This is a genomic window from Acinetobacter sp. YH12151, assembly GCF_013418355.1.
GTDB classification, from domain to species: Bacteria; Pseudomonadota; Gammaproteobacteria; order Pseudomonadales; family Moraxellaceae; genus Acinetobacter; species Acinetobacter pseudolwoffii.
Genome location: NZ_VPCG01000010.1, coordinates 32303 through 52856, shown reverse-complemented (window position 1 = coordinate 52856; position 20554 = coordinate 32303). Strand labels below are relative to the sequence as shown.

Annotated in this window: 18 protein-coding genes; 7 read left to right on the top strand and 11 right to left on the bottom strand. The window is 44.9% G+C overall.

Annotation, left to right across the window (positions count from 1 at the left end; translation table 11 throughout):
- Positions 1–2: 2 nt before the first annotated feature.
- Complete coding sequence (aceE, locus tag FTU82_RS05620) at positions 3–2705, bottom strand: pyruvate dehydrogenase (acetyl-transferring), homodimeric type (protein ID WP_100354934.1); 2703 nt, start codon at positions 2703–2705, stop codon at positions 3–5.
- Positions 2706–3033: 328 nt separating this feature from the next.
- Positions 3034–3717, bottom strand: a complete 684-nt coding sequence (locus FTU82_RS05615) for a M23 family metallopeptidase (RefSeq protein WP_005173245.1) — start codon at positions 3715–3717, stop codon at positions 3034–3036.
- Between the two features lie 107 nt (positions 3718–3824).
- Here FTU82_RS05615 and FTU82_RS05610 point away from each other — a divergent pair, with 107 nt between their 5' ends.
- Positions 3825–4265: a DciA family protein gene (locus FTU82_RS05610; protein ID WP_180001016.1), complete on the top strand. Its 441-nt coding sequence runs from the start codon at positions 3825–3827 to the stop codon at positions 4263–4265.
- Positions 4266–4364: 99 nt separating this feature from the next.
- On the opposite strand, the gene lpxC is transcribed toward FTU82_RS05610, so the two are convergent.
- The 7 genes from lpxC to murG form a co-directional block, all read right to left on the bottom strand.
- Entirely contained in the window at positions 4365–5267 is a 903-nt protein-coding gene (gene lpxC, locus FTU82_RS05605) for a UDP-3-O-acyl-N-acetylglucosamine deacetylase (protein WP_005095032.1), read from the bottom strand.
- A 126-nt stretch (positions 5268–5393) separates the two neighbouring features.
- Positions 5394–6584, bottom strand: coding sequence for a cell division protein FtsZ (gene ftsZ / locus FTU82_RS05600; protein WP_074383861.1), 1191 nt, complete (start codon positions 6582–6584; stop codon positions 5394–5396).
- Positions 6585–6743: 159 nt separating this feature from the next.
- Positions 6744–8006, bottom strand: a complete 1263-nt coding sequence (gene ftsA, locus FTU82_RS05595; protein ID WP_100354935.1) for a cell division protein FtsA — start codon at positions 8004–8006, stop codon at positions 6744–6746.
- A gap of 70 nt (positions 8007–8076) precedes the next feature.
- Positions 8077–8931 carry a cell division protein FtsQ/DivIB gene (locus FTU82_RS05590; RefSeq protein WP_180001017.1) on the bottom strand — a complete coding sequence of 285 codons (855 nt, stop codon included), beginning with the start codon at positions 8929–8931 and terminating at the stop codon, positions 8077–8079.
- 2 nt (positions 8932–8933) lie between these two features.
- Entirely contained in the window at positions 8934–9863 is a 930-nt protein-coding gene (locus FTU82_RS05585) for a D-alanine--D-alanine ligase (RefSeq protein WP_005173261.1), read from the bottom strand.
- A gap of 57 nt (positions 9864–9920) precedes the next feature.
- A complete protein-coding gene (gene murC, locus FTU82_RS05580) occupies positions 9921–11369 on the bottom strand; it encodes a UDP-N-acetylmuramate--L-alanine ligase (RefSeq protein WP_180001018.1) in 1449 nt (482 codons plus the stop codon).
- 3 nt (positions 11370–11372) lie between these two features.
- Entirely contained in the window at positions 11373–12479 is a 1107-nt protein-coding gene (murG, locus tag FTU82_RS05575; RefSeq protein ID WP_100356984.1) for an undecaprenyldiphospho-muramoylpentapeptide beta-N-acetylglucosaminyltransferase, read from the bottom strand.
- Between the two features lie 419 nt (positions 12480–12898).
- Between murG and FTU82_RS05570 the strand changes: the two genes are divergently transcribed.
- Complete coding sequence (locus tag FTU82_RS05570; RefSeq protein WP_180001019.1) at positions 12899–14101, top strand: CynX/NimT family MFS transporter; 1203 nt, start codon at positions 12899–12901, stop codon at positions 14099–14101.
- A gap of 383 nt (positions 14102–14484) precedes the next feature.
- Here the strand turns inward: FTU82_RS05570 and gshB are convergent, their stop codons facing one another.
- Positions 14485–15435 (bottom strand): glutathione synthase, encoded by a 951-nt coding sequence (gene gshB, locus FTU82_RS05565; RefSeq protein WP_180001020.1) that lies wholly within the window; start codon positions 15433–15435, stop codon positions 14485–14487.
- A gap of 144 nt (positions 15436–15579) precedes the next feature.
- Between gshB and FTU82_RS05560 the strand changes: the two genes are divergently transcribed.
- The 4 genes from FTU82_RS05560 (at position 15580) to FTU82_RS05545 (ending at position 19099) form a co-directional block, all read left to right on the top strand.
- Positions 15580–15780 (top strand): DUF3565 domain-containing protein, encoded by a 201-nt coding sequence (locus FTU82_RS05560; RefSeq protein WP_004281307.1) that lies wholly within the window; start codon positions 15580–15582, stop codon positions 15778–15780.
- Between the two features lie 159 nt (positions 15781–15939).
- Positions 15940–16320, top strand: coding sequence for a hypothetical protein (locus FTU82_RS05555; protein WP_227523614.1), 381 nt, complete (start codon positions 15940–15942; stop codon positions 16318–16320).
- A gap of 39 nt (positions 16321–16359) precedes the next feature.
- Positions 16360–18126 (top strand): copper resistance system multicopper oxidase, encoded by a 1767-nt coding sequence (locus tag FTU82_RS05550; protein WP_100356986.1) that lies wholly within the window; start codon positions 16360–16362, stop codon positions 18124–18126.
- Positions 18113–19099 (top strand): copper resistance protein B, encoded by a 987-nt coding sequence (locus tag FTU82_RS05545; protein WP_180101123.1) that lies wholly within the window; start codon positions 18113–18115, stop codon positions 19097–19099. The genes FTU82_RS05550 and FTU82_RS05545 overlap by 14 nt, the downstream gene beginning before the upstream one ends.
- 149 nt (positions 19100–19248) lie before the next feature.
- Here FTU82_RS05545 and FTU82_RS05540 read toward each other — a convergent pair whose 3' ends face one another.
- On the bottom strand, positions 19249–19575 hold the full coding sequence (locus FTU82_RS05540; RefSeq protein WP_005095001.1) for a hypothetical protein: 327 nt from the start codon (positions 19573–19575) through the stop codon (positions 19249–19251).
- A gap of 547 nt (positions 19576–20122) precedes the next feature.
- On the opposite strand from FTU82_RS05540, the gene FTU82_RS05535 reads away from it, so the two are divergent.
- Positions 20123–20332, top strand: coding sequence for a cold-shock protein (locus tag FTU82_RS05535; protein WP_005094999.1), 210 nt, complete (start codon positions 20123–20125; stop codon positions 20330–20332).
- Positions 20333–20554 lie beyond the last annotated feature (222 nt).

Here is a 20554-nt window from a genome sequence, read left to right as displayed (position 1 = left end):
GCTTAGTTCTCCTCTTTGTAGTCAGCAACAGCATGTACAGATGGGGTGTCTTGCGGTGCCCAAGCCACCGGACGATCGGTATCCAGCTCAAACGTCGAGATCGCGTCTTTCACCAGGCGCGGATCAACTTCACCTTCATCTGCCAGTTTTTTCAGAGTTGCCACCACAATATGGGCAGCATCGACACCGAAGTAGCTACGTAAATTACCACGTGTATCTGAACGGCCATAACCATCGGTACCGAGTGCCACAAATGGGCGGCCATCTGGAAGATAGGCACGAATCTGTTCGCTATAGGCACGCATATGATCAGTTGCAGACACCACAATACCTTCGGTACCGCGTAGCTGTTTCGATATCCATGCTTCTTTCACATCCTCAGCAAGTGGATGCAGGCGGTTGTATTCTTCACATGCCATACCATCACGTGCCAGTTCATTGAAGCTGGTGACACTGTAGACATTTGAGTGAATTTGATATTCCTCACGCAGAATCTTCGCCGCCTTGATCACTTCACGCAGGATCACACCCGAGCCCAGTAACTGAACCGTGGCTTTTTCATCTTCTTCCAGTAAGTACATACCACGCTTGATGCCTTCTTCAACACCTTTTGGCATTTCCGGATGCTCGTAGTTTTCGTTCATCACGGTCAGGTAATAGAACACACGTTCCTGATTCACATACATACGTTGTAAACCGTCATGCACGATCACTGCCAGTTCATAACCAAAACATGGGTCATAAGAGACACAGTTTGGAATGGTATTGGCCAGAATATGGGAATGACCATCCTGATGCTGCAAGCCTTCGCCGTTTAGTGTAGTACGACCTGCAGTTGCACCGAGCAAGAAACCTTGTGCCTGTGCATCACCGGCTGCCCATGCAATATCACCGATACGCTGGAAACCGAACATCGAGTAGTACATGTACATCGGGATCATTGGCAGGTTATTGGTTGAATAACTGGTGCCTAACGCGGCCCAGGCACTCATGGCGCCGGCTTCGTTAATTCCTTCTTGCAACATGTGTCCGTCTTTGGCTTCACGATAATGCATCAACTGTTCTTGGTCTTCAGGCGTATATTTCTGACCATGCGCAGCATAGATACCGAGCTGGCGGAACATGCCCTCCAAACCAAAAGTACGTGCTTCATCTGGCACAATCGGAACAACACGGTCTTTAATTGCTTTCTCTTTAAGAAGCGCAGAGATTAAACGTACCATCACCATCGTGGTCGATTGTTCTTTACCATTTGAACCGGCCAAGACCGAATCAAATACTGAAAGTCCAGGAATCGCCAGCTGTTCGCTTTCCTTACGACGTGCCGGCAGATAACCACCCAATGCTTCACGACGCGCCTTCATATATTTGATTTCAGGCGAATTTTCACTTGGACGGTAGAATGGTACTTCTTCCAGCTGTTCATCGGTGAACGGAAGATTGAAACGGTCACGCACGTATTTCAAAGAATTGATTTGCATCTTCTTGATTTGGTGAGTTTTGTTGACTGCTTCGATTTCCTCGGACAAACCATAACCTTTGACGGTTTTCGCCAGAATCACGGTCGGCTGACCTTTGGCCGTACATGCTTCGGCATAAGCCGCAAAGACTTTGTACGGGTCGTGGCCACCGCGGTTCAGATTATCAATATCTTCGTCGCTTAAATCCTTGACCAGCTCTTTGGCTTCTGGGTATTTACCGAAGAACTTTTCACGTGCGTAAGCACCACCTTTGACCTGGTAACGCTGGAAATCGCCATCGACGGCTTCTTCCATCACTGCTTTCAGTGCACCGGATTTATCTTTATCCAGTAGTGGATCCCAATGACGGCCCCACACCACTTTAATCACACGCCAGCCTGCGCCGCGGAATAGTGACTCAAGTTCCTGAATGATCTTGCCATTACCACGTACCGGACCATCCAGACGTTGCAAGTTACAGTTCACCACCCAGATCAGGTTATCGAGCTTTTCGCGACCTGCCAGAGAAATTGCACCCAGGCTTTCCGGCTCGTCCATCTCGCCATCACCCAAATACGCCCAAACCTTACGATCTTCTTCTTTGATCAGGCCACGGTTCATCAGGTACTTTTGAATATGTGCCTGATAAATCGACATGATTGGGCCCAGACCCATCGATACGGTTGGGAACTGCCAGTAGTCCGGCATCAAATAAGGATGCGGATAAGATGGCAGACCTTTACCGCCTACTTCACGACGGAAATTATTCAGATGCTCTTCAGTCAAACGTCCTTCTAAAAATGAACGCGCATAGATACCAGGTGCACAGTGACCCTGGTAATAGATCATGTCGCCGCCGAAGCTGTCGCTATTGGCGCGGAAGAAGTGGTTAAAGCCCACATCATAAAGGGTTGCGGAAGAAGCAAAACTCGCCAGGTGACCACCGAGATCATCACCGGTTTTATTCGCGCGTAATACCATTGCCAAGGCATTCCAGCGAACCAGCGCACGAATCCGGCGTTCCATATCCTGGTCGCCCGGCATTGCCGGTTGTTCTTCAACGGAAATCGTATTTAAGTAGGGAGTATTTAAACGCTGAATAGGAACATGCTTTGCAATTGCGCGTTGATAAAGTTTTTCTAATAAAAATGCTGCACGCTCGGTACCCATGTGTTGCAAAACAGAGTCAAATGCATCTTGCCATTCTTGGGTTTCTTGCGCGTCTGTATCGCCATAAAACGCCATAATCTACAGTTCCTAAAAGCCTAATTTAATGTCTTATATGTACCATATTTGAGACCTCAGCAGGTATGGCTCTGGCTGAATGCGATTTGGCAGTACTATTTAGGAACTAAATGATTGGTGACGTTTAATTACACAACATAACAAAAAATAGTCAATATAGGAGATTTATTATACATTCATTATAATAGTTGGTGATAATATCAGACTTAAAAGCGATTATCTGAAGAACCCTTCAATGTGGGTTGAAGAGCCTTAGCTTAATCGCTTTGAAATGCTTATTGGAGAGATGCTTATGTATAAAGAGCCTAATAGAAATTCAGGTCTATACTTAAGGTAACATAGCCAAATAAGTAGATGGGTTTTTACGTTGACCGTCTTTTACTACTTCATAATGCAAGTGTGGACCGGTACAGCGGCCAGTACAGCCAACGTTGGCAATATGATCACCTGCCTGTACCTGCTCTCCCACACGTGCAATAAGACGTGAAGCATGAGCATAACGTGTTAAATAGCCATTGCCATGATTGATTTCAACATATTGACCATAACCCGTACCCCAACCTGATTTGGTTACAATACCTGGGCCTGTGGCATAAATTGGTGTACCACTTGGCGCTGCAAGATCAAGACCTGAGTGATTTTCAGCACGGCCACCCATGGTACGACCACCGTAATTTGAACTTACGCGAGAATTGGGTAAGGGATGAGCGATCAGCCAGGAATAAGCACTATTTGCAGCAGCTCGATTAGATGAGGTATTTGCATACTTCTGTGCCAGCGTGCGATTGTTAAGCTCAACTGGCTTTTCACGTAGCTGGACATTCAATTTGGTTTGCGCCGGAATATCGATATCATCTGGATGAGTATATGCACCCTGTGCCAGAGTACGCGTCAATTGCTCGATACGATCTGTTGAACCATTTTCTTGATTTAGATTGACTAAATCTGCAAAGGCTACCGAAGCAGCTGAAACTGATAAAGAAAATGCCAACAAAATACGTCGCATATGCATAAAAAACCTCTCTAAACTGCTTTAATCGAGTTCCTTGAAGATCTCTATCCTTGATATCCACTAAAAGAAGCGCATAAGATTAAGACATAAACATGTAGGAATTATGTATGTCAGAACCTGTCAACGTTTTTCAACAAACCAGAAAACAGATAAAAACAGGAAACTTTTCGTTTCTCTCATCACAAGTTGCTGCCTGGCAGAAACTTACGAAACTCGTACAACCGCTATTGCCCCAACCGGAACGCTGGCAAGTTGTGTGCTATCAAAATGGTGTGTTAACGATTACCGGTGAAAACCAGGCCATGATCAGTCAATTGGCCTATCTTCAAAAGCAATACATTTCACAACTCTCTCAAATAAATGAATTAACAGATCTTACAAAACTTCAAGTTTGCTTGCGGAATCCTTCACAAACGCAACCTGTTGCAGCAACACCTGAAAGAGCCTTAAATGCAGAAACACAGGAATTACTTCGTGGTGCAGCTGACTTTATAAGCGACTCTAAGCTTAGCCAAGCTTTGCTACGTTTGGCAAGCAATAAAAAGTAACATAGCAATCAAATGTAATAAATTAGAAAAGCAGTATTATGCGACACATGTCACACTATTGACGCAATAACTAAAACATAAAGACACAAACACAATGACTTATGTCACATTCACATACATGATTGGACAATTGGCCTCGTCATCAAATGTTACAATTTCATAGCAGCTTGGATCACTTTTCACATTGCGCAACAGCTGATTATTTAAAGCGTGTCCAGATTTATAACCATCAAATTTGGCAATGATCTGATGTCCAAGCAGATACAAATCCCCGACTGCATCCAAAATTTTATGGCGTACAAATTCATCAGAGAATCTTAGACCCTCTTCATTCACCACTCCGGTTTCATCCACACCAATGGCATTCTCCAAACTGGCTCCCAGTGCCAGATTATTGGCTTTGAGATAATCCAGATCTTTCATAAAACCAAAGGTACGCGCTTCACTAACTTCATAAACAAAAGTTTCAGTCGAGAAATCGATACTGGCGGACTGATGTTCTTTTTTAAAAGCAGGATGATCAAAATCAATGGTGAAATTCAGCTGGAAGCCATGGTGCGGACTAAAAATGGCACGCTTATCATCAATCAGTGCTTCAACCGGTTTAATAATCTTGACGAATTTTTTCGCAGCATCCAGTTCTTGCAGACCACCTTGCATGAGCAGATAGATAAACGGGCCTGCACTGCCATCCATAATCGGCACTTCAGAGGCAGAGACTTCGATAATCAGGTTATCAATTCCTAAACCGGCAATCGCACTCATGACATGTTCAATCGTACCGACTTTGGCATTTTCCTGAACCAGATTCGAGCACATGAAAGCTTCCTGAATCAGCATCGCATCGGCAGGAATGTCGACCGGCGGATTCAGGTCAATACGACGAAACACAATTCCCCCATCGGCATGGTGCGGCACAAAGTTAATCATGACTTTTTGCCCACTGTGAAGACCGATTCCGCTCGCTTTCACGATACGTTTCAGGGTACGTTGTTTCAACATGCTTCTTTCATCTGTTCATCAATAAAACCGCTATACGTTAGCATATTTGGCCATTGAGAAAAAACAAAAAGGTGGCTTAAAAGCCACCTTTCCTGTGTAATCATGGTAAACACATGATGTTACATGTTATTTACGCTGTTGATTCTTAAGATAATCCTGAATACTCATTGGTGTTGGACGCGGGCTTGAAACTGATGCTGAAACATTCGCTGGCGTAGCGGTTTCATGCTGTTGGCGCTGAATCGCTGGTACATCATCATCTTCTACCACAGCCTGTGAAGCTGCTGCTGGGCGCGTTGCCTGTACATTGGTACGTTTGGTCGGTTCAACCGAATCCGCTGCATGACGGGTTAAACCCGTTGCAATCACGGTCACACTGATTTCATCACGTGCATCCGGATCAAATACCGTACCGTAGAACACCTGACCTTCATCCAAATCGACAATCTGGTTAACAACATCGGTGATTTCTTCAATTTCACCAAAAGTGACATCATCGCCACCCGTTACGTTAATCAGAATACCTTTGGCATTCATGATGGTTACGTTATCGAGTAATGGGCTACGAATAGCCTGTTCAGCAGCCTGACGGGCACGGTTTTCACCACGGCCTAAACCAACACCCATCATGGCATAACCACGAGTACTCATCGCTGTTTTCAAATCGGCGAAGTCAAGGTTGATATGACCCGGACGTACCACCAGATCAAAAATACTGCGTACCGCATTCAGTAGCACATCATCCGCTTTTTTATAGGCATCTTTCATTGAAATATCACGGAAGACTTTCAATAAACGCTGATTTGGAATGATGATCAATGAGTCGACATGCTGCTCAAGCGCTTCAATGCCTTTTTCCGCAGATTGTAAACGGCGCTTGCCCTCAAAGTTGAATGGCGTCGTCACCACACCAACCGTCAGGATACCCATTTCTTTGGCAATTTCAGCAACCACTGGCGCAGCACCCGTTCCGGTACCACCGCCCATACCCGCAGTGACAAAGACCATATCGGTCCCTTCAAGCTGCTGGCGGATCAGTTCACGGCTTTCTTCTGCTGCAGTCTGACCCACTTGCGGATTGGCACCTGCACCCAGACCACGGGTACTTTGCTCACCCAGCTGAATTTTAAATTCGGCTTCCATGCGATCGAGTGCCTGCTTGTCCGTATTGGCACAAACAAACTTTACGCCCTGGATATCGGACTGCAACATGTGTTGTACAGCATTACCACCCGCACCGCCTACACCAAACACAGTGAAACGGGCTTGACCATTGCTATCGCTATGATCGTCTTCGAAAAATTCAAATGAGGCCATGACCTATAAAATTCCTAATTCATAATTGGCAGTCACTAAGCCCGTACACTGCCTTAATCTTAATAAAATTGTTTTTAAGAATGCTGCTCATGCGTTAACTTGTCAAGTACAAGCCCGATTAACTACATCTTCTCAACAATATTCACAATAAAAATCGACTTAAAAGATTGATTTCAAGGTGTCATTAAAGCCAGACCAAGCCCGCTTGACGCGCTGAGTTAACGATAATCGCTCTACATCATCCTGTTCTACAATCGTGTCTTGAGTATCACTCTGACTAAACATCAGCAAACCCGCGACCGTACTATATTGCGAACGGCGTAGCGCCGCCTGATGCTGTTCATCGGCATACACCTGCGTTGGTGGATTACCCAAATGAGCTGACACACCCAAGGTACGGCGTACAAAACTCACCATACCTTCAATATGACTGGCATCACCGGTCAGGACCACACCATGATACAAGCCCTGGATCGCGCCATTTTTCACCAGTTCATCACGCACCAATCCAAGAATCTCGTCATAACGCGCCATGATAATTTCGGTCAGCTCAATCCGGCTGATGGTTTGTGGCCCATCAATCCCCTGGAACTGAATCATATGGTCAGGCTTAACCACTTTCAGGTCTACGCAGCCATACAGCAGTTTCAGGCGTTCAGCTTCTTCGGTCGTGGTCTGTAACACCGCCGCAATATCACGGGTCACATGCTCGCCACCACGCTGGAAGGTATGGGTTAAGGCCAGACGACCATCCACATATACCGCCACATTGGTGGTGCCGGCACCGATATCGACCAGACAGACGCCATATTCTTTTTCATCTTTGAGCAGGCTGGCTTCGGCAGTGGCCAGGCTCGACACCACCATTTTTTCCACGCCAATATTGGCACCTTTCAGGGCACGGTCAATATTCTGCATGGTACTGATTGGCAGCATCATCAGATGATAATGCCCGGTCATGCTATGTGCCGACATACGAATCGGGTTTAGCACCCATTCCGGTGAATCATCCAGCTCAAAACCCAGAGGCACAGCACTGACCAGATAATGATCTGAAGTCAAATGACTGGCTTTGGCCAATTCCAGTGCACGCACCACTTCACTGGTGGTAATCGCATGTTCGCTATTGTCAATCGAGGTACGACCTGAAGCATAAAAGCTTTTTAATTCGGCACTTGGAATAGAAACCCAGGCAGAATGTACACGACATTCCGCCATATCTTCTGCTTCTTGAACGGCATTTTTAATTGCAGTAATAACTTTATCGAGACTGACAATTTTCCCTTTACTCATGCCTCGGTTACGAGCGGTGGCCATACCAATCACTTGGATATTGTCTGGCGCGTGTACCTTGCCAATCAAAACTGAAACTTTGTGTGTCCCAATGTCAATCGCCACAACCGAGGGAACAGCTTCACTCATTATTCACTACTACCATTACGTGTTTGTTAGATTTATGGCTTTAAATGCCTCTATTTTTTAAAGCCGATCATTATGGCTTTACTGTTACCTTATTCTCAACGCCCGTGTCATCAATGGTTACAATAAAATGTCCATTTACAATTTTAGGCGGAATTGAATTTTTCCACTGTATCGACAATCCATTGCGATAACGCAGGTCGATGGCCGAAATTTTAGACCAGACCGGCTTTAAGTCGCTTTGAGACAGATGGCTCAAGCGCTGTAATTTGCTCATGGTCTGATCTTTATCAACAATTATTCTTAAACCCGAATCAAACTGCATAAACCAGGTCATTCGCTCGGTGAGATAGAGTTCTTTTAGACGAATGCCGTGTGGCAAAAATAACTGATTAATTTCATTATAACGACGCATCATGGTTTCTGCATGGCTCGCTGGCCCATGTAGTAACGGTAATGCCTCATAATTCTTGGGTGTGACTTCGGTGAAAATGACACCACTGTCACTCAATAAACGTCCTGTGCCCCAACGTGCAATCGCATGATGTGGCATGATCCGTACCCGAATGCCATTTGGCCAGGCTCGGGAAACCACCACCCGATCCACCCAGGACAGCTCCAAGGTACGATCTCGGATCGCTTCCAGATCCGAAGTAAAATAGTTTTCGGTCACAACCGGTGACACATATTGCATGACCTGACGCTGTTCAGCAGCCGAGCGGGTACCTAACACGCCCAGCTCTGCCACTTCGGTATTGGTCATGACTTTATATAAGCCCAATATTCCAAAGGCCAGCACCAGCACTGCAATACACAACAATAACCAGCCACCAAAATTGGACAGCTTTTCTTTGCGTGTCGGCGGCTTGTCGTGAATTGAGGTAATCGCAGCACGTTTACGGCGCATGGAAACAGGAAGTTGAGCCATATTTAGTGTGCCGACCCGGTCAGGGTCTGTTCCAGAATCGCAACACACAGGTCATCAAAACTATAACCGACTGCAGCTGCCGCTTTTGGCACCAAAGAATGACTGGTCATGCCCGGTACGGTATTCACTTCCAGCAGCCAGAAGTTGCCCTGTTCATCCTGCATGGCATCAATCCGGCCCCAACCGCTGGCACCGACTGCCTGAAATGCACGCAGACTCAGGGCTTTTAACTGTTGCTCTTCAGCTTCGGTCAAACCACATGGAATGCCATATTGCACATCATTACGGTTATATTTGGCTTCATAATCATAGAAAGCAACATCTTGAGGTGGTTCAAGACGAATCACAGGCAGCGCCTGACCATTTAAAACCACAATGGTGAATTCACGGCCGGTAATCCATTGTTCTGCCATCACCACGGCATCATGTTCAGTTGCCTTGGCAATTGCTTCTGCAAAGTCTTCAATTTTTTCAACCTTGCTCATGCCGATACTGGAACCTTCATGTACCGGTTTGATAATCAAAGGCAGGCCTAAAGAATTGACGATATCAGCTGCATCGGAATCTTTGGTAACAATACGATAAGGCGCTGTCGGCAATTCCGAACCCTGCCAGACCTGCTTGGTCTTGACCTTGTCCATGCCGATTGCAGAGCCTTGTACCCCCGTACCGGTATAGGGCACATTTAGCCATTCCAGTACACCCTGAATCTGACCGTCTTCACCACCACGACCATGCAATACAATGAAAGCACGGTCATAATTTACCAGTTCTGTGACACTACGTTGCTGCGGGTCAAAAGCTTCCGCATTGACCCCTGAACGCACTAATGCCTCAAGTACCGCCGTACCACTGTCTAGAGAAACCTCACGCTCTGCAGATTTACCACCAAGCAACACGGCAACTTTTCCGAATTTTGAAGCATTTGACACGTTTATATCCTTAAACTTTTTTCAATCTGGTCAATTCAATTCAGTCATGCAAGATGACTATTTTATATATAAGTGATTTTGCGCAAGTTCGACTGAGATTGCTCCAACATTACCTGCGCCTTGGGTTAATAACAAGTCATTTGCTTGCAATACTTTTCTCATGATCTGATTCAGATTACCGTCCACCGCATCGACCAGAATTGGCTCAACTTCGCCACGTAAACGAATGCTGCGGGCTAAAGTACGGCTGTCCGCCCCTACAATCGGTTTTTCACCGGCAGGATAAACATCCAATAACAATAACTGGTCTACAGTAGAAAGTACTTCCACAAAATCATCAAAACAGTCACGGGTACGGCTATAACGGTGTGGCTGGAACATCATCACCAGGCGACGATCCGGATGACTCTGACGCGCGGCTTTAATGGTGGCTTCGACTTCTTTTGGATGATGACCATAGTCATCCACCAGTTTCACGTCACCACCCTCAATCGCAAACTCACCCTGAACTTCAAAGCGGCGACCCACACCACTGAAACCTTCCAGTGCACGGCAGATTGAAGCATCAGACACGCCTTCATCGGTTGCTATACCAATCGCGGCCAAGGCATTCAGCACATTATGCAAGCCTGGCTGGTTGACCGTTACACGCAATGGCTCACGCTCTTTACGCAATACGGTAAAGTGGGTTTGCATACCATCCTGATCAACATCTACTGCGCGGATGTCATTGTCTTCATTGAAACCATAAGTCAGTAACGGACGTGCAATCCGCGGCATGATTTCACGGATATTGGCATCATCACCACAGACTACGGCCAAGCCGTAAAATGGCAGTTTTTGCAGGAACTGGATAAAGGTATCTTTTAGGACATCGAAGCTACCGCCATAGGTATCCATATGATCGGCATCAATATTGGTCACCACGGCAGCCATCGGTTCCAGGTGCAGGAAAGAAGCATCTGACTCATCGGCTTCGGCCACGATATAACGGCTGGCGCCCAAGGCTGCGTTCATACCGGTACGGTTCAGCAAACCACCGATCACATAGGTTGGATCCATGTTTTCTTCTGCCAGCATACAGGTGATCAGACTGGTGGTTGTGGTTTTGCCATGCGTGCCGGCAACCGCAATACCATGACGGTAACGCATCAGCTCACCCAGCATTTCTGCACGGCGAACCACAGGAATACGACTTTCAATCGCGGTTTTAATTTCCGGGTTTTCCTTGTCAATCGCAGTAGACACCACGATCACATTGGCCCCTTTAATATTATTTGCAGTGTGCCCGATATAAACCTTGATCCCATTTTCTTCCAGCTGCGCCGTGGTATTGGATGCCTTGATATCTGAACCGGAAACTTTATAGCCCTGATTTTTCAATACTTCGGCAATACCACACATGCCTGCACCGCCAATGCCCACAAAATGAATGTGTTTGATACGGCGCATTTCCGGCACTTTAATTAATTTTTTCGCTTGTTCAGCGGGGGTTACTGGAGACATAGTTTACTCGAATGATAATTCTTGAATTAAACGGACCACATGTTGAGTCGCATCGGGTTGAGCCTGTCGACGTGCTTTTACCGCCATTTCCATTAATAGCTGGCGATTCAGCATCGGCTCTAATAAGGTTTTTAAACTTTCCGGGGTCATGCTGGCCTGTGGGCAGATTTTTGCCGCATTAATCTTGGCCAGAAAACCGGCATTGGCAGTCTGGTGATCATCCACCGCACTTGGAAGCGGTACAAAAATCGCAGCCACACCTGCCGTCGCAATTTCGGTCACCGTCAATGCGCCAGCACGACAGATCACCACATCGGCATCACTATAGGCTTTGGCCATATCTTCAATAAAAGGCTGGACTTCGACGTGCAGATTTGCCGGAGCATTGGCATAACGTGCACGCGTCGCCTCAGCATGGTTTTGACCACACTGATGATAGACATTTAAAGGCACATTGAACTGTTTTAAGGCTTCAGGCACCCGTTCATTTAAGGCCTGCGCCCCCAAAGATCCGCCCACGATTAAAATGCGTAAGGGTAATCCTGCTTTTTCACGCTCCTGATAACGCCAGGACGGATTTAAAATGTCACTAATTTCTTGGCGCACCGGATTGCCCGTGGTCACGATTTTATCCTGTGCGGGAAAGGTGTCCGGAAACGCCTGACACACCGTCTTGGCAACACGCGACAATTGGCTATTGGTAAAACCGGCCACCGCATTCTGCTCATGAACCAGCACCGGAATGCCTAGAATACGCGCAGCCAGACCACCCGGCCCTGCCACATAACCACCAAAGCCGGCTACGGCATCGACTTTTAGCTGCTTCATGTATTTCATGGCACTAAAAGTCGCTTTCATGATTTTAAAAGGGGCCAAGGCCTTACGTACAAAACCATTACCACGCACACCCTGAATATCAATTTGATAAATAGGAATATTCTGATTTTTTAATAAACGATTTTCCATGCCTGCAGGCGTAGCCAGCCAAGACACTTCAATCCCTTGTTGTTGTAAGTTTTTTGCAACGGCTAACGCTGGAAACACATGTCCACCCGTACCTGCGGCCATCATCATGACATGTTTAGGCTGTTTTTGCTGAGCGTCGGTCACGGTCTAATTCTTCAATTTAAAAAATGGAACAGGAAATCTGATTTAAGTGGTCAATTGTAATCACAATTGTAGGGCCTTGAAAGTTTATTTACTTTATTTCAACAAGGCATTAATTGTTTTTTTCATACGATTTTAAAGTTTAAACTAGTTTTGTTATCAGGCAGGCATTTTTCCTTAGACTTAAGTGACATATAAACACAATTTTAACCCTCTTTCATTTAATCTTTCCCTCACTGTATTTGTTAGATCTATTTGTTTTTCGGGATTTTCTCAGCAATTTCTATTCATTCACCAGTTTAATTGCTCTATTAACTTATGCCTAAATCATATAAATCTTAATAAAATTTTATGTTATCCATATCGCTATATACTTTTTTAGCTGTATTAGCACATTGATTGAATGGATTAAATCATTATAAATGTCAAAAATATCAATTCGTGACCTATGGATTATTTTGGCCGGCTATTTGGCGGCTATTCATGTCGGGAAACTTTCTGCGGTTCTTCCCATTTTACAACAGGATTTAGGTCTCAGCTTTACGCAAGCCGGTTTTTCCCTATCTCTGGTTCAAGGCGCGGGGATGCTGTTTGCCTTGTGTATTGGTGCATTGTCAGAAAAAGTCGGTTTAAAACGCTGTCTGATCTTGGCATTGATCATTTTAGGCCTCAGCAGTATGGCAGGCCTCTGGATTCAGCATGTCGCGGCGTTGTATTTCTTCCGTTTTACTGAAGGGATCGGATTTTTAACTATCTCCTTATGTGCCCCTGCCATTCTCAAACGTATCAGCCGAGCTGAAACACTCAATTTTAAAATGGGACTCTGGAGTTCCTATATGGGGGTTGGTGTCAGTCTTGCTGTCTTTACCATTCCCATGTTGCTTGAATACCTGAGCTGGCAAAGCATTTGGGCCATTTTAGGGAGTCTCTGTCTGCTCATTGCAGTGATGATTAAACGGTATTTATATCTTGAAGCGGTCACACCGGTACAGCCGAATCACCCGCAAGCCGGCACAGAAAATACCTCCTTCTGGCAAATTATTAAAGTGACCCTGACTCACCCACCGATTTTGTGTTTGGCCATTATTTTTGCCTGTTATACCAGTCAGTGGATAACCGTGACTGGATTCTTGCCTACCCTGTATGTCGAACATGGGATTGATTTAAAAGTCGCAGGGGCTCTGGTCTCGATGGTGGTGCTTGCTAATTTAGGCGGTACCTTTGGCGCAGGTATGTTGCTGCAAGGTGGCTGGAAACCCAAAACCCTGTTAAGCACAGGATTTATCGCCATGCTGTGCAGCAGCTTGCTGACTTTTGCGGCAAGCTCTTGGCTGTCATTTGAATTACAGTTTGTGAGTGCCGTACTGTTTTCACTCATTGGCGGGATGATTCCGACCACGATCTTTGCGATTACCCTGCGCTATGCACCGCGTGCCAATGCCGCAGCCGCCAGTGTCGGTCTGGTTTTACAGGTTTCAGCCTGTGCGCAATTCTTTGTACCTCCTCTGAGTGCGGCACTGGTATCCACGACACAACAATGGGCCCATATCGCGACAGTCACAGCCTGTCTTTCTATCTTAGGAATATTGATGACGCTGCTTTTATTTAAGCGTTATGCTCAATAAAAAAGAGCCTCAGATGAGTAATGCCAGTCAGTTAAGAAATTGACTAGAATTTTCTTTTTTAAATTCATGATCATATTTGACAAGTAGAAAAGTCATCCGCAACTGTTTGAGGCAGGACTAGATTTAAAAATGATTGTTTCTGCGACAAATTTACTAGTCGATGGAGGCTGACGAGTTTTGCGGTGAGGAGTGTTGCTCCGCAAGATGCCTTCCTTGCGAAGCTTCGCTTCTCATTTGGGCGAAACCAAAGTAACAAATAATTTACAAGAATTTGATTTATAACATTAATACTCCGCATTGAATGACTAAAAAATTAAAGAGTCTATTTCTAAACTCCTTAACTGATCAGCATTACCTCAGATGAGGCTCTTTTTCTGTCTGGTTTAAACCTGCTGCGAACGGCCTGCCTCTAATACAGCAAACAGATCATCGGCAATTGAGGTTCCAAACTGGTCATCAATTTCACGAATACAGGTTGGGCTGGTTACATTAATTTCAGTGACATAATTACCAATCACATCCAGTCCTACAAAAACCAGACCTTTTTCTCTAAGATAAGGGCCTACTTTTGCCGCAATGGCGCGGTCATTTTCAGTCAGTGGACGTGCTTCTCCCAGACCGCCTGCCGCCAGATTGCCGCGCACTTCACCATTTTGTGGAATACGGGCCAAGCAATATGGTACTGGCTCGCCATTAATCATCAGGATACGTTTATCGCCTTCGACAATTTCAGGAATATAACGCTGTGCCATAATCGGCTGGGTACCGTTATTGGTCAGCATTTCAATGGTTGAACCAATATTGATGCCATCCTGATACAGGCGGAAAATTCCAGTACCCCCCATGCCATCCAGCGGTTTCACAATCACATCGACCTGTTCTTTGAGAAACTCACGAATCAGGCTTTGCTGCGAAGTCACCAGTGTCGGAACTTGCAGATGCGGGAACTGGGTCGCAAACAGTTTTTCATTACAGTCACGCAGGCTTTGTGGCTTGTTAACAATCCATGCACCTTCGCGTTCTGCCTGCTCCAGAATATAAGTGGTGTAGACAAAATTCATATCAAAAGGTGGATCTTTACGCATCAACACCACATCATAAGCAGCGATGGATTCTTTCTTTTTTTCACCGAGTTCATAATAGTGATCATAGTCTTCAAACACCTGTAGCGGCACTATCAAACCAAAAGCTTTGCCCTGCTCAATATATAAATCTTGTTGTAATGCATAACCAAGCTCATGCCCACGGCGTGCTGCTGCCCAAAGCATGGCCATGGTCGAGTCTTTCTTCAGGTTTACATTTTCGATGGGATCCATCACAACAAGTACGCGCATGTGTCTCTGCTCTTTTTCAAAAAATGACTTAGCAAGGAGTATAGCTTGTGTGGATTCTTTTGTTTATGGTGATTTTGCATGACTTGTTCTGTATAGATTTTTAGATAAGTACTGAGGCAGATTGAGCTCAAAAGGAGGTTTGCCATGCAACAGGCAATTATCGGTTTTCATTTGGATGAAGAACAGCATTGGGTTGCAGAGCTGGCCTGCGGACATGGCCAGCATGTACGGCATACCCCGCCGTGGCAAAATCGGCCCTGGGTGATGACCGAGCAAGGTCGCAAAGAAAAGCTTGGCATGCTGCTGGACTGTAAAAAATGTGAAAAGTGCGAAACTGAAACCTGAACCTATAAAAGTGTGATGTAGCTGACTAAAAATAATCTCGCACAGGATTTGCTAATTGCAGTCACTGCGTTTATGCTTTTATTGCTCAAACATGCAGCGTTTTTTTCAGGGTGGACTTTGCTCACACGGCTCGTCAAACAGATCTGGTTGGTGATGCTTATGGTTTTTGCCATAGGCTGGAGCAGTGTGTCTGTTGCTTCTGCAACAACCATGCATTTGGTCATGTCGTCTGAACAGATGAGCAGCCATTGTCTGGACATGGTAAAAGCCTCCACCTCTCATGCTATGCATGAATCTGCGCATAACTCAGATCAAGACCTGACACAGGCTGACTGTTTTCCGGATATGCCACAGCACTCACAAGACTGTCTGGATTGCAGTACGATGGCCTGTCAAAGCCAGATGAGCGGCTTGCAAATTTCGGCCCCTGAACTGACAGTATTCGACCATCATTCTCTAGAAAGAACCCTCCTCCCAACTTATCATGCCAAACACCTTGCCGGTTATTGGCAGGAAATCCTGCGCCCACCCAAAACTTAATCCTGAATATTCAATTTTTTATTAATTAAGGATTAAGTGATGTTAATTAAAATTCCCCAATGCCTATGTCTGGGCATTTGCCTGATGTCATCGTCTGCAGTTTTTGCAGCTGTTAAAGAATATCATCTGGTTATTGATGAAAGTCCGCTCAATCTCACCGGAAAGACGGTCAAACGGATTACCGTAAACGGAAAATTCCCTGCCCCCTTGCTGGAATTCGAAGAAGGTGATGATGCGGTGATTCATGTGCAAAATAACCTGAAGAATCAAGATACCTCGCTGCACTGGCATGGCCTGCTCCTGCCCGGCCTAATGGATGGTGTCCCTGGATTTAATGGTTTTCAGGGTATCAAACCGAAGCAGTCTTTTACTTATCGTTTCAAGGTTCGTCAAAACGGTACCTATTGGTATCATGCGCATTCCAAAGGCCAGGAACAGGACGGCTTATATGGTGCCTTGGTGATTTATCCTAAAGCACAAACACCGATGCCTGAGCATGAAAAAACCGAGCGGGATTATGTGGTGATGCTGTCGGATTTTCATGAACAGGACAGCCAGCAGATTCAGAATAATTTAAAAAAATCGGCTGAATATTATCAGAATCAGCGTGAAACCGTGGGCGATGTACTCCAGCAGGTAAAACGTGACGGTCTCAAGGCCACCTGGTCAGATCGCAAAATGTGGAACCAGATGCGCATGTTGAAAACCGACCTGTCTGATGTCAGCGGTTATACCTTTTTAATCAATGGCAAAACCCCGCAACAGAACTGGAGCGGCCAATTTAAACCGAATGAAAAGGTTCGTCTGCGATTCATTAATGCCTCGGCCATGTCGTTTTTCGATGTACGTATTCCCCAGCTTAAAATGACCGTGGTTAGCGCCGATGGACAAGCTGTACAGCCGGTCGCTGTAGATGAATTCCGTATCGGAACTGCTGAAACGTATGATGTGATTGTGGAACCAACTGCACCTCATTACCAGATTGAAGCCGAATCGATCGACCGTTCAGGCTTTGCCATTGGCAGCTTGCACAATGAGGCTGATCCAGCGACACATCCGATTCAATTACCGACGCCACGTCCACGTGCCTTATTGACCATGGAAGATATGGGACATGGCGAACCGCATGACATGTCTCATACCGCACACAGCAGTCAGACCACGAAATCTGCAACAGATACGCCTAAACATGATGAGCATGCCCAGCACGACATGCACGCAGGTCACAGTGCTATACCCAAGACAAATCCGTCTCATCCACCGGTTGAGGGTTGGGTCAATATGTCTACACCTGCAGGGCATAAAGCATTGCAATATCAAGACCTCAAAGCCCTGACGCCACAAACCGATACCCGAGCCGCAGAACGTGAACTGGTGATTCGTCTGGGTGGAACCATGGAACGTTATATCTGGACCATCAATGGTAAAAAATTCAGTGATGCCGAACCATTGCAGGTGCAATATGGCGAACGGATCCGTTTGAAATTTATCAATGACAGCATGATGGCGCATCCGATGCATTTACATGGCATGTTTATGCAGTTGGAAAATGGTCAATCTGCTGCACAGATGCCAAATAAACACACCGTGATTGTGCCACCTGGAAAAACGCTCACAACCTTATTAACGGCAGATGAACTGGGAGAATGGGCGATTCACTGCCATCTGCTCTATCACATGAGTGCCGGCATGATGAATAAGCTGATTGTGGCACATGTGAATGACGATCAAGCTTCTCATGCTTCGCCGCAACAAATGCCGTCAAAGCCAGCAGTGGATCAAGGAGAAAGCCATGCACATCACTAAGCTCTTTTTAAAATCGGTATTAAGCAGTGCACTGCTCGTGGCGAGTTTCAGTATATTGGCAGCGGATCATCAGGATCATCAGGATCATCAGGATCATCAGGATCATCAGGATCATCAGGATCATCAGGATCATCAGGATCATCAGGATCATCAGGATCATCATCCTAGCAAAACCGCAGTACATCATAGCGCTCCTATTGCAGTGCCGGATCTACGCTCACATACCCAACAAGCTCGATCTTTATCTGATCAAGAATCTGTAGGGCACGAAAAACCTGTTGGCGCTACTGCGGAGCATGACCATCGGAAAGAACATGGTGCACAGATTTATAGCCAAGTCATTCTGGACCAGAAATGGCAAATCAATTCAGCTGGAAATGGCGCTTTTAAATCAGAGAATGAAGCCAGAATTGGTACTGATGAAAACAAGGTTTTTCTCAAGCTGCAGGCAGATAAATCTGAATCGAGTCAGGCTGACTATGCGGCCGAAATCCTGTATAGCCGTAATATTTCCGATTTCTGGGATGTACAAACCGGTTTGCGCTACCGTCAGGAAAATATAAGCCAGCATACAGCTTCCCTACAAAATGAACGTTTCGATGCAGTGCTTGGACTGCATGGCCTGGCCCCTTATTTTTTTGAAACCGATGCCTATCTCTATGTCGGTGAAGATGATTTTGTCGGATTCAAACTGGAAACAGAACGTGACCTGTTGCTGACTCAGAAACTGATTATGCAGCCCTTTATTGAACTGGATATCATTTTCAATGATCAAGCTGCGAGTGCGAAAAAATCTGGTCTGAGTCATGCGACATTAGGACTAGAAACCCGTTATGAGATCAGTAAAAAAGTCATGCCTTATCTGCAGGTTGGCTATGAATATAGCAAAGGAAACAAACAGACTGCCTGGCAGCAGGCATCCGGCTCTGACCAGGGCTGGATCTATGCTTTAGGACTTAAAATGATGTTTTAAGGACGGATTATCATTTTTAAGATAAAAGGTAAGACCACGACGAAGTATGAAAAATCCATTCATACTTCGTCGGCTGTTATTAAATTGACTCAAGAGAAGGAGGCTGTGTATTGTCCAGAGAAAGCATTGCTACTGCCTGCTCTCTGTTTCTATTCCTCACTCTGTTTATCATTACTTTTGGCAATCAAGGTGCCTAACATAATCATAAAGGTGATTACCCCACCAATCACCAGACTCATCAGCCCAATTTCAAGCATAAAGTCAAGATTCCCGACTTCCCGGTGACCCCAAAGGAAATGCAGACTCTTTCCAAAGATAAAGTTGATGGCATAGATAATCAAAAAACTCATTATGGTCGAAATCAGTAAAGTGACGATCAGGTTTTTCCAGATTTTACAGCCGACCAGCAGGATAATAATCGTTAGGCCTACAACTGCAATAATGGAGATTAATAAAACACAATTCCAGTAATCCATGAGACTCACTCTTATTCTGGTTTTAAATTAAAATTAAGAAATTCTTATAGTTAATTTTTCCATGTGTTTTTAATATAGGGGCCTTTGAATAGCTGAACAATGACCAGAACTATCTTAAACAAGCCAGCTACAAATTTACCCAATGTTATAAAATACATTCACTTAGAAAAATCTTTCCGCGTACTGGTTCAGTTTTATTAACATAAAGTAACGTAAGTAAAATGTATGTTTGTTGTTTTGCTTGAGTAAATCTTTATACAGTCAGTCATACTAAAAAAATTGACCAGCACATATTTAAAAAAGAAAGATCCACCCATATTTATAAGAAAAATAAATAATAAATATAAAAAACTTGAATATTTGCTGATTTAGGTTATACTGTACTCAACTAGAAAAAAGTGTTGTTTAGTTAAACTTCTTTAAGTACCGCAGTGTTATTTTATAATCCTCAGTTTTTTCAGATCTTTATTTCAATTCTTGTTGTTTTTCAAAGTTATCCATAGTCATTTCAATGGCTAAAATTATTAAAAATTTGATAGGTTATATTATGTCTACTACAGTTACCGGTACAGTGAAATGGTTTAACGAAACTAAAGGTTTTGGTTTTATTCAACAAGAATCAGGTCCTGACGTTTTTGCTCATTTTAAAGAAATTAGCAGTTCTGGCTTCAAAACATTGTTTGAAGGCCAACGCGTTTCTTTCAGCGTAGTTGAAGGTCAAAAAGGCCCGAACGCGATCAATATCGTTGCGCTATAATTTAGCCCAGCAATAAAAAAAGCACCTTAAGGTGCTTTTTTTGGCTCTAAAGATTAACAATCTTCAAAAGCGATCGGTTGGTGATGCTTTTTAAACCTATTCCAGTCATTTAAACCAGTAAATCATCTTATTTATTCTCCCCGCGTCTAAGCCTGCTACATCTGGGCCTGCATGAATCGCTAAAAATGAAAAACCCCCAGCATCCTGCCGGGGGATTTTCGT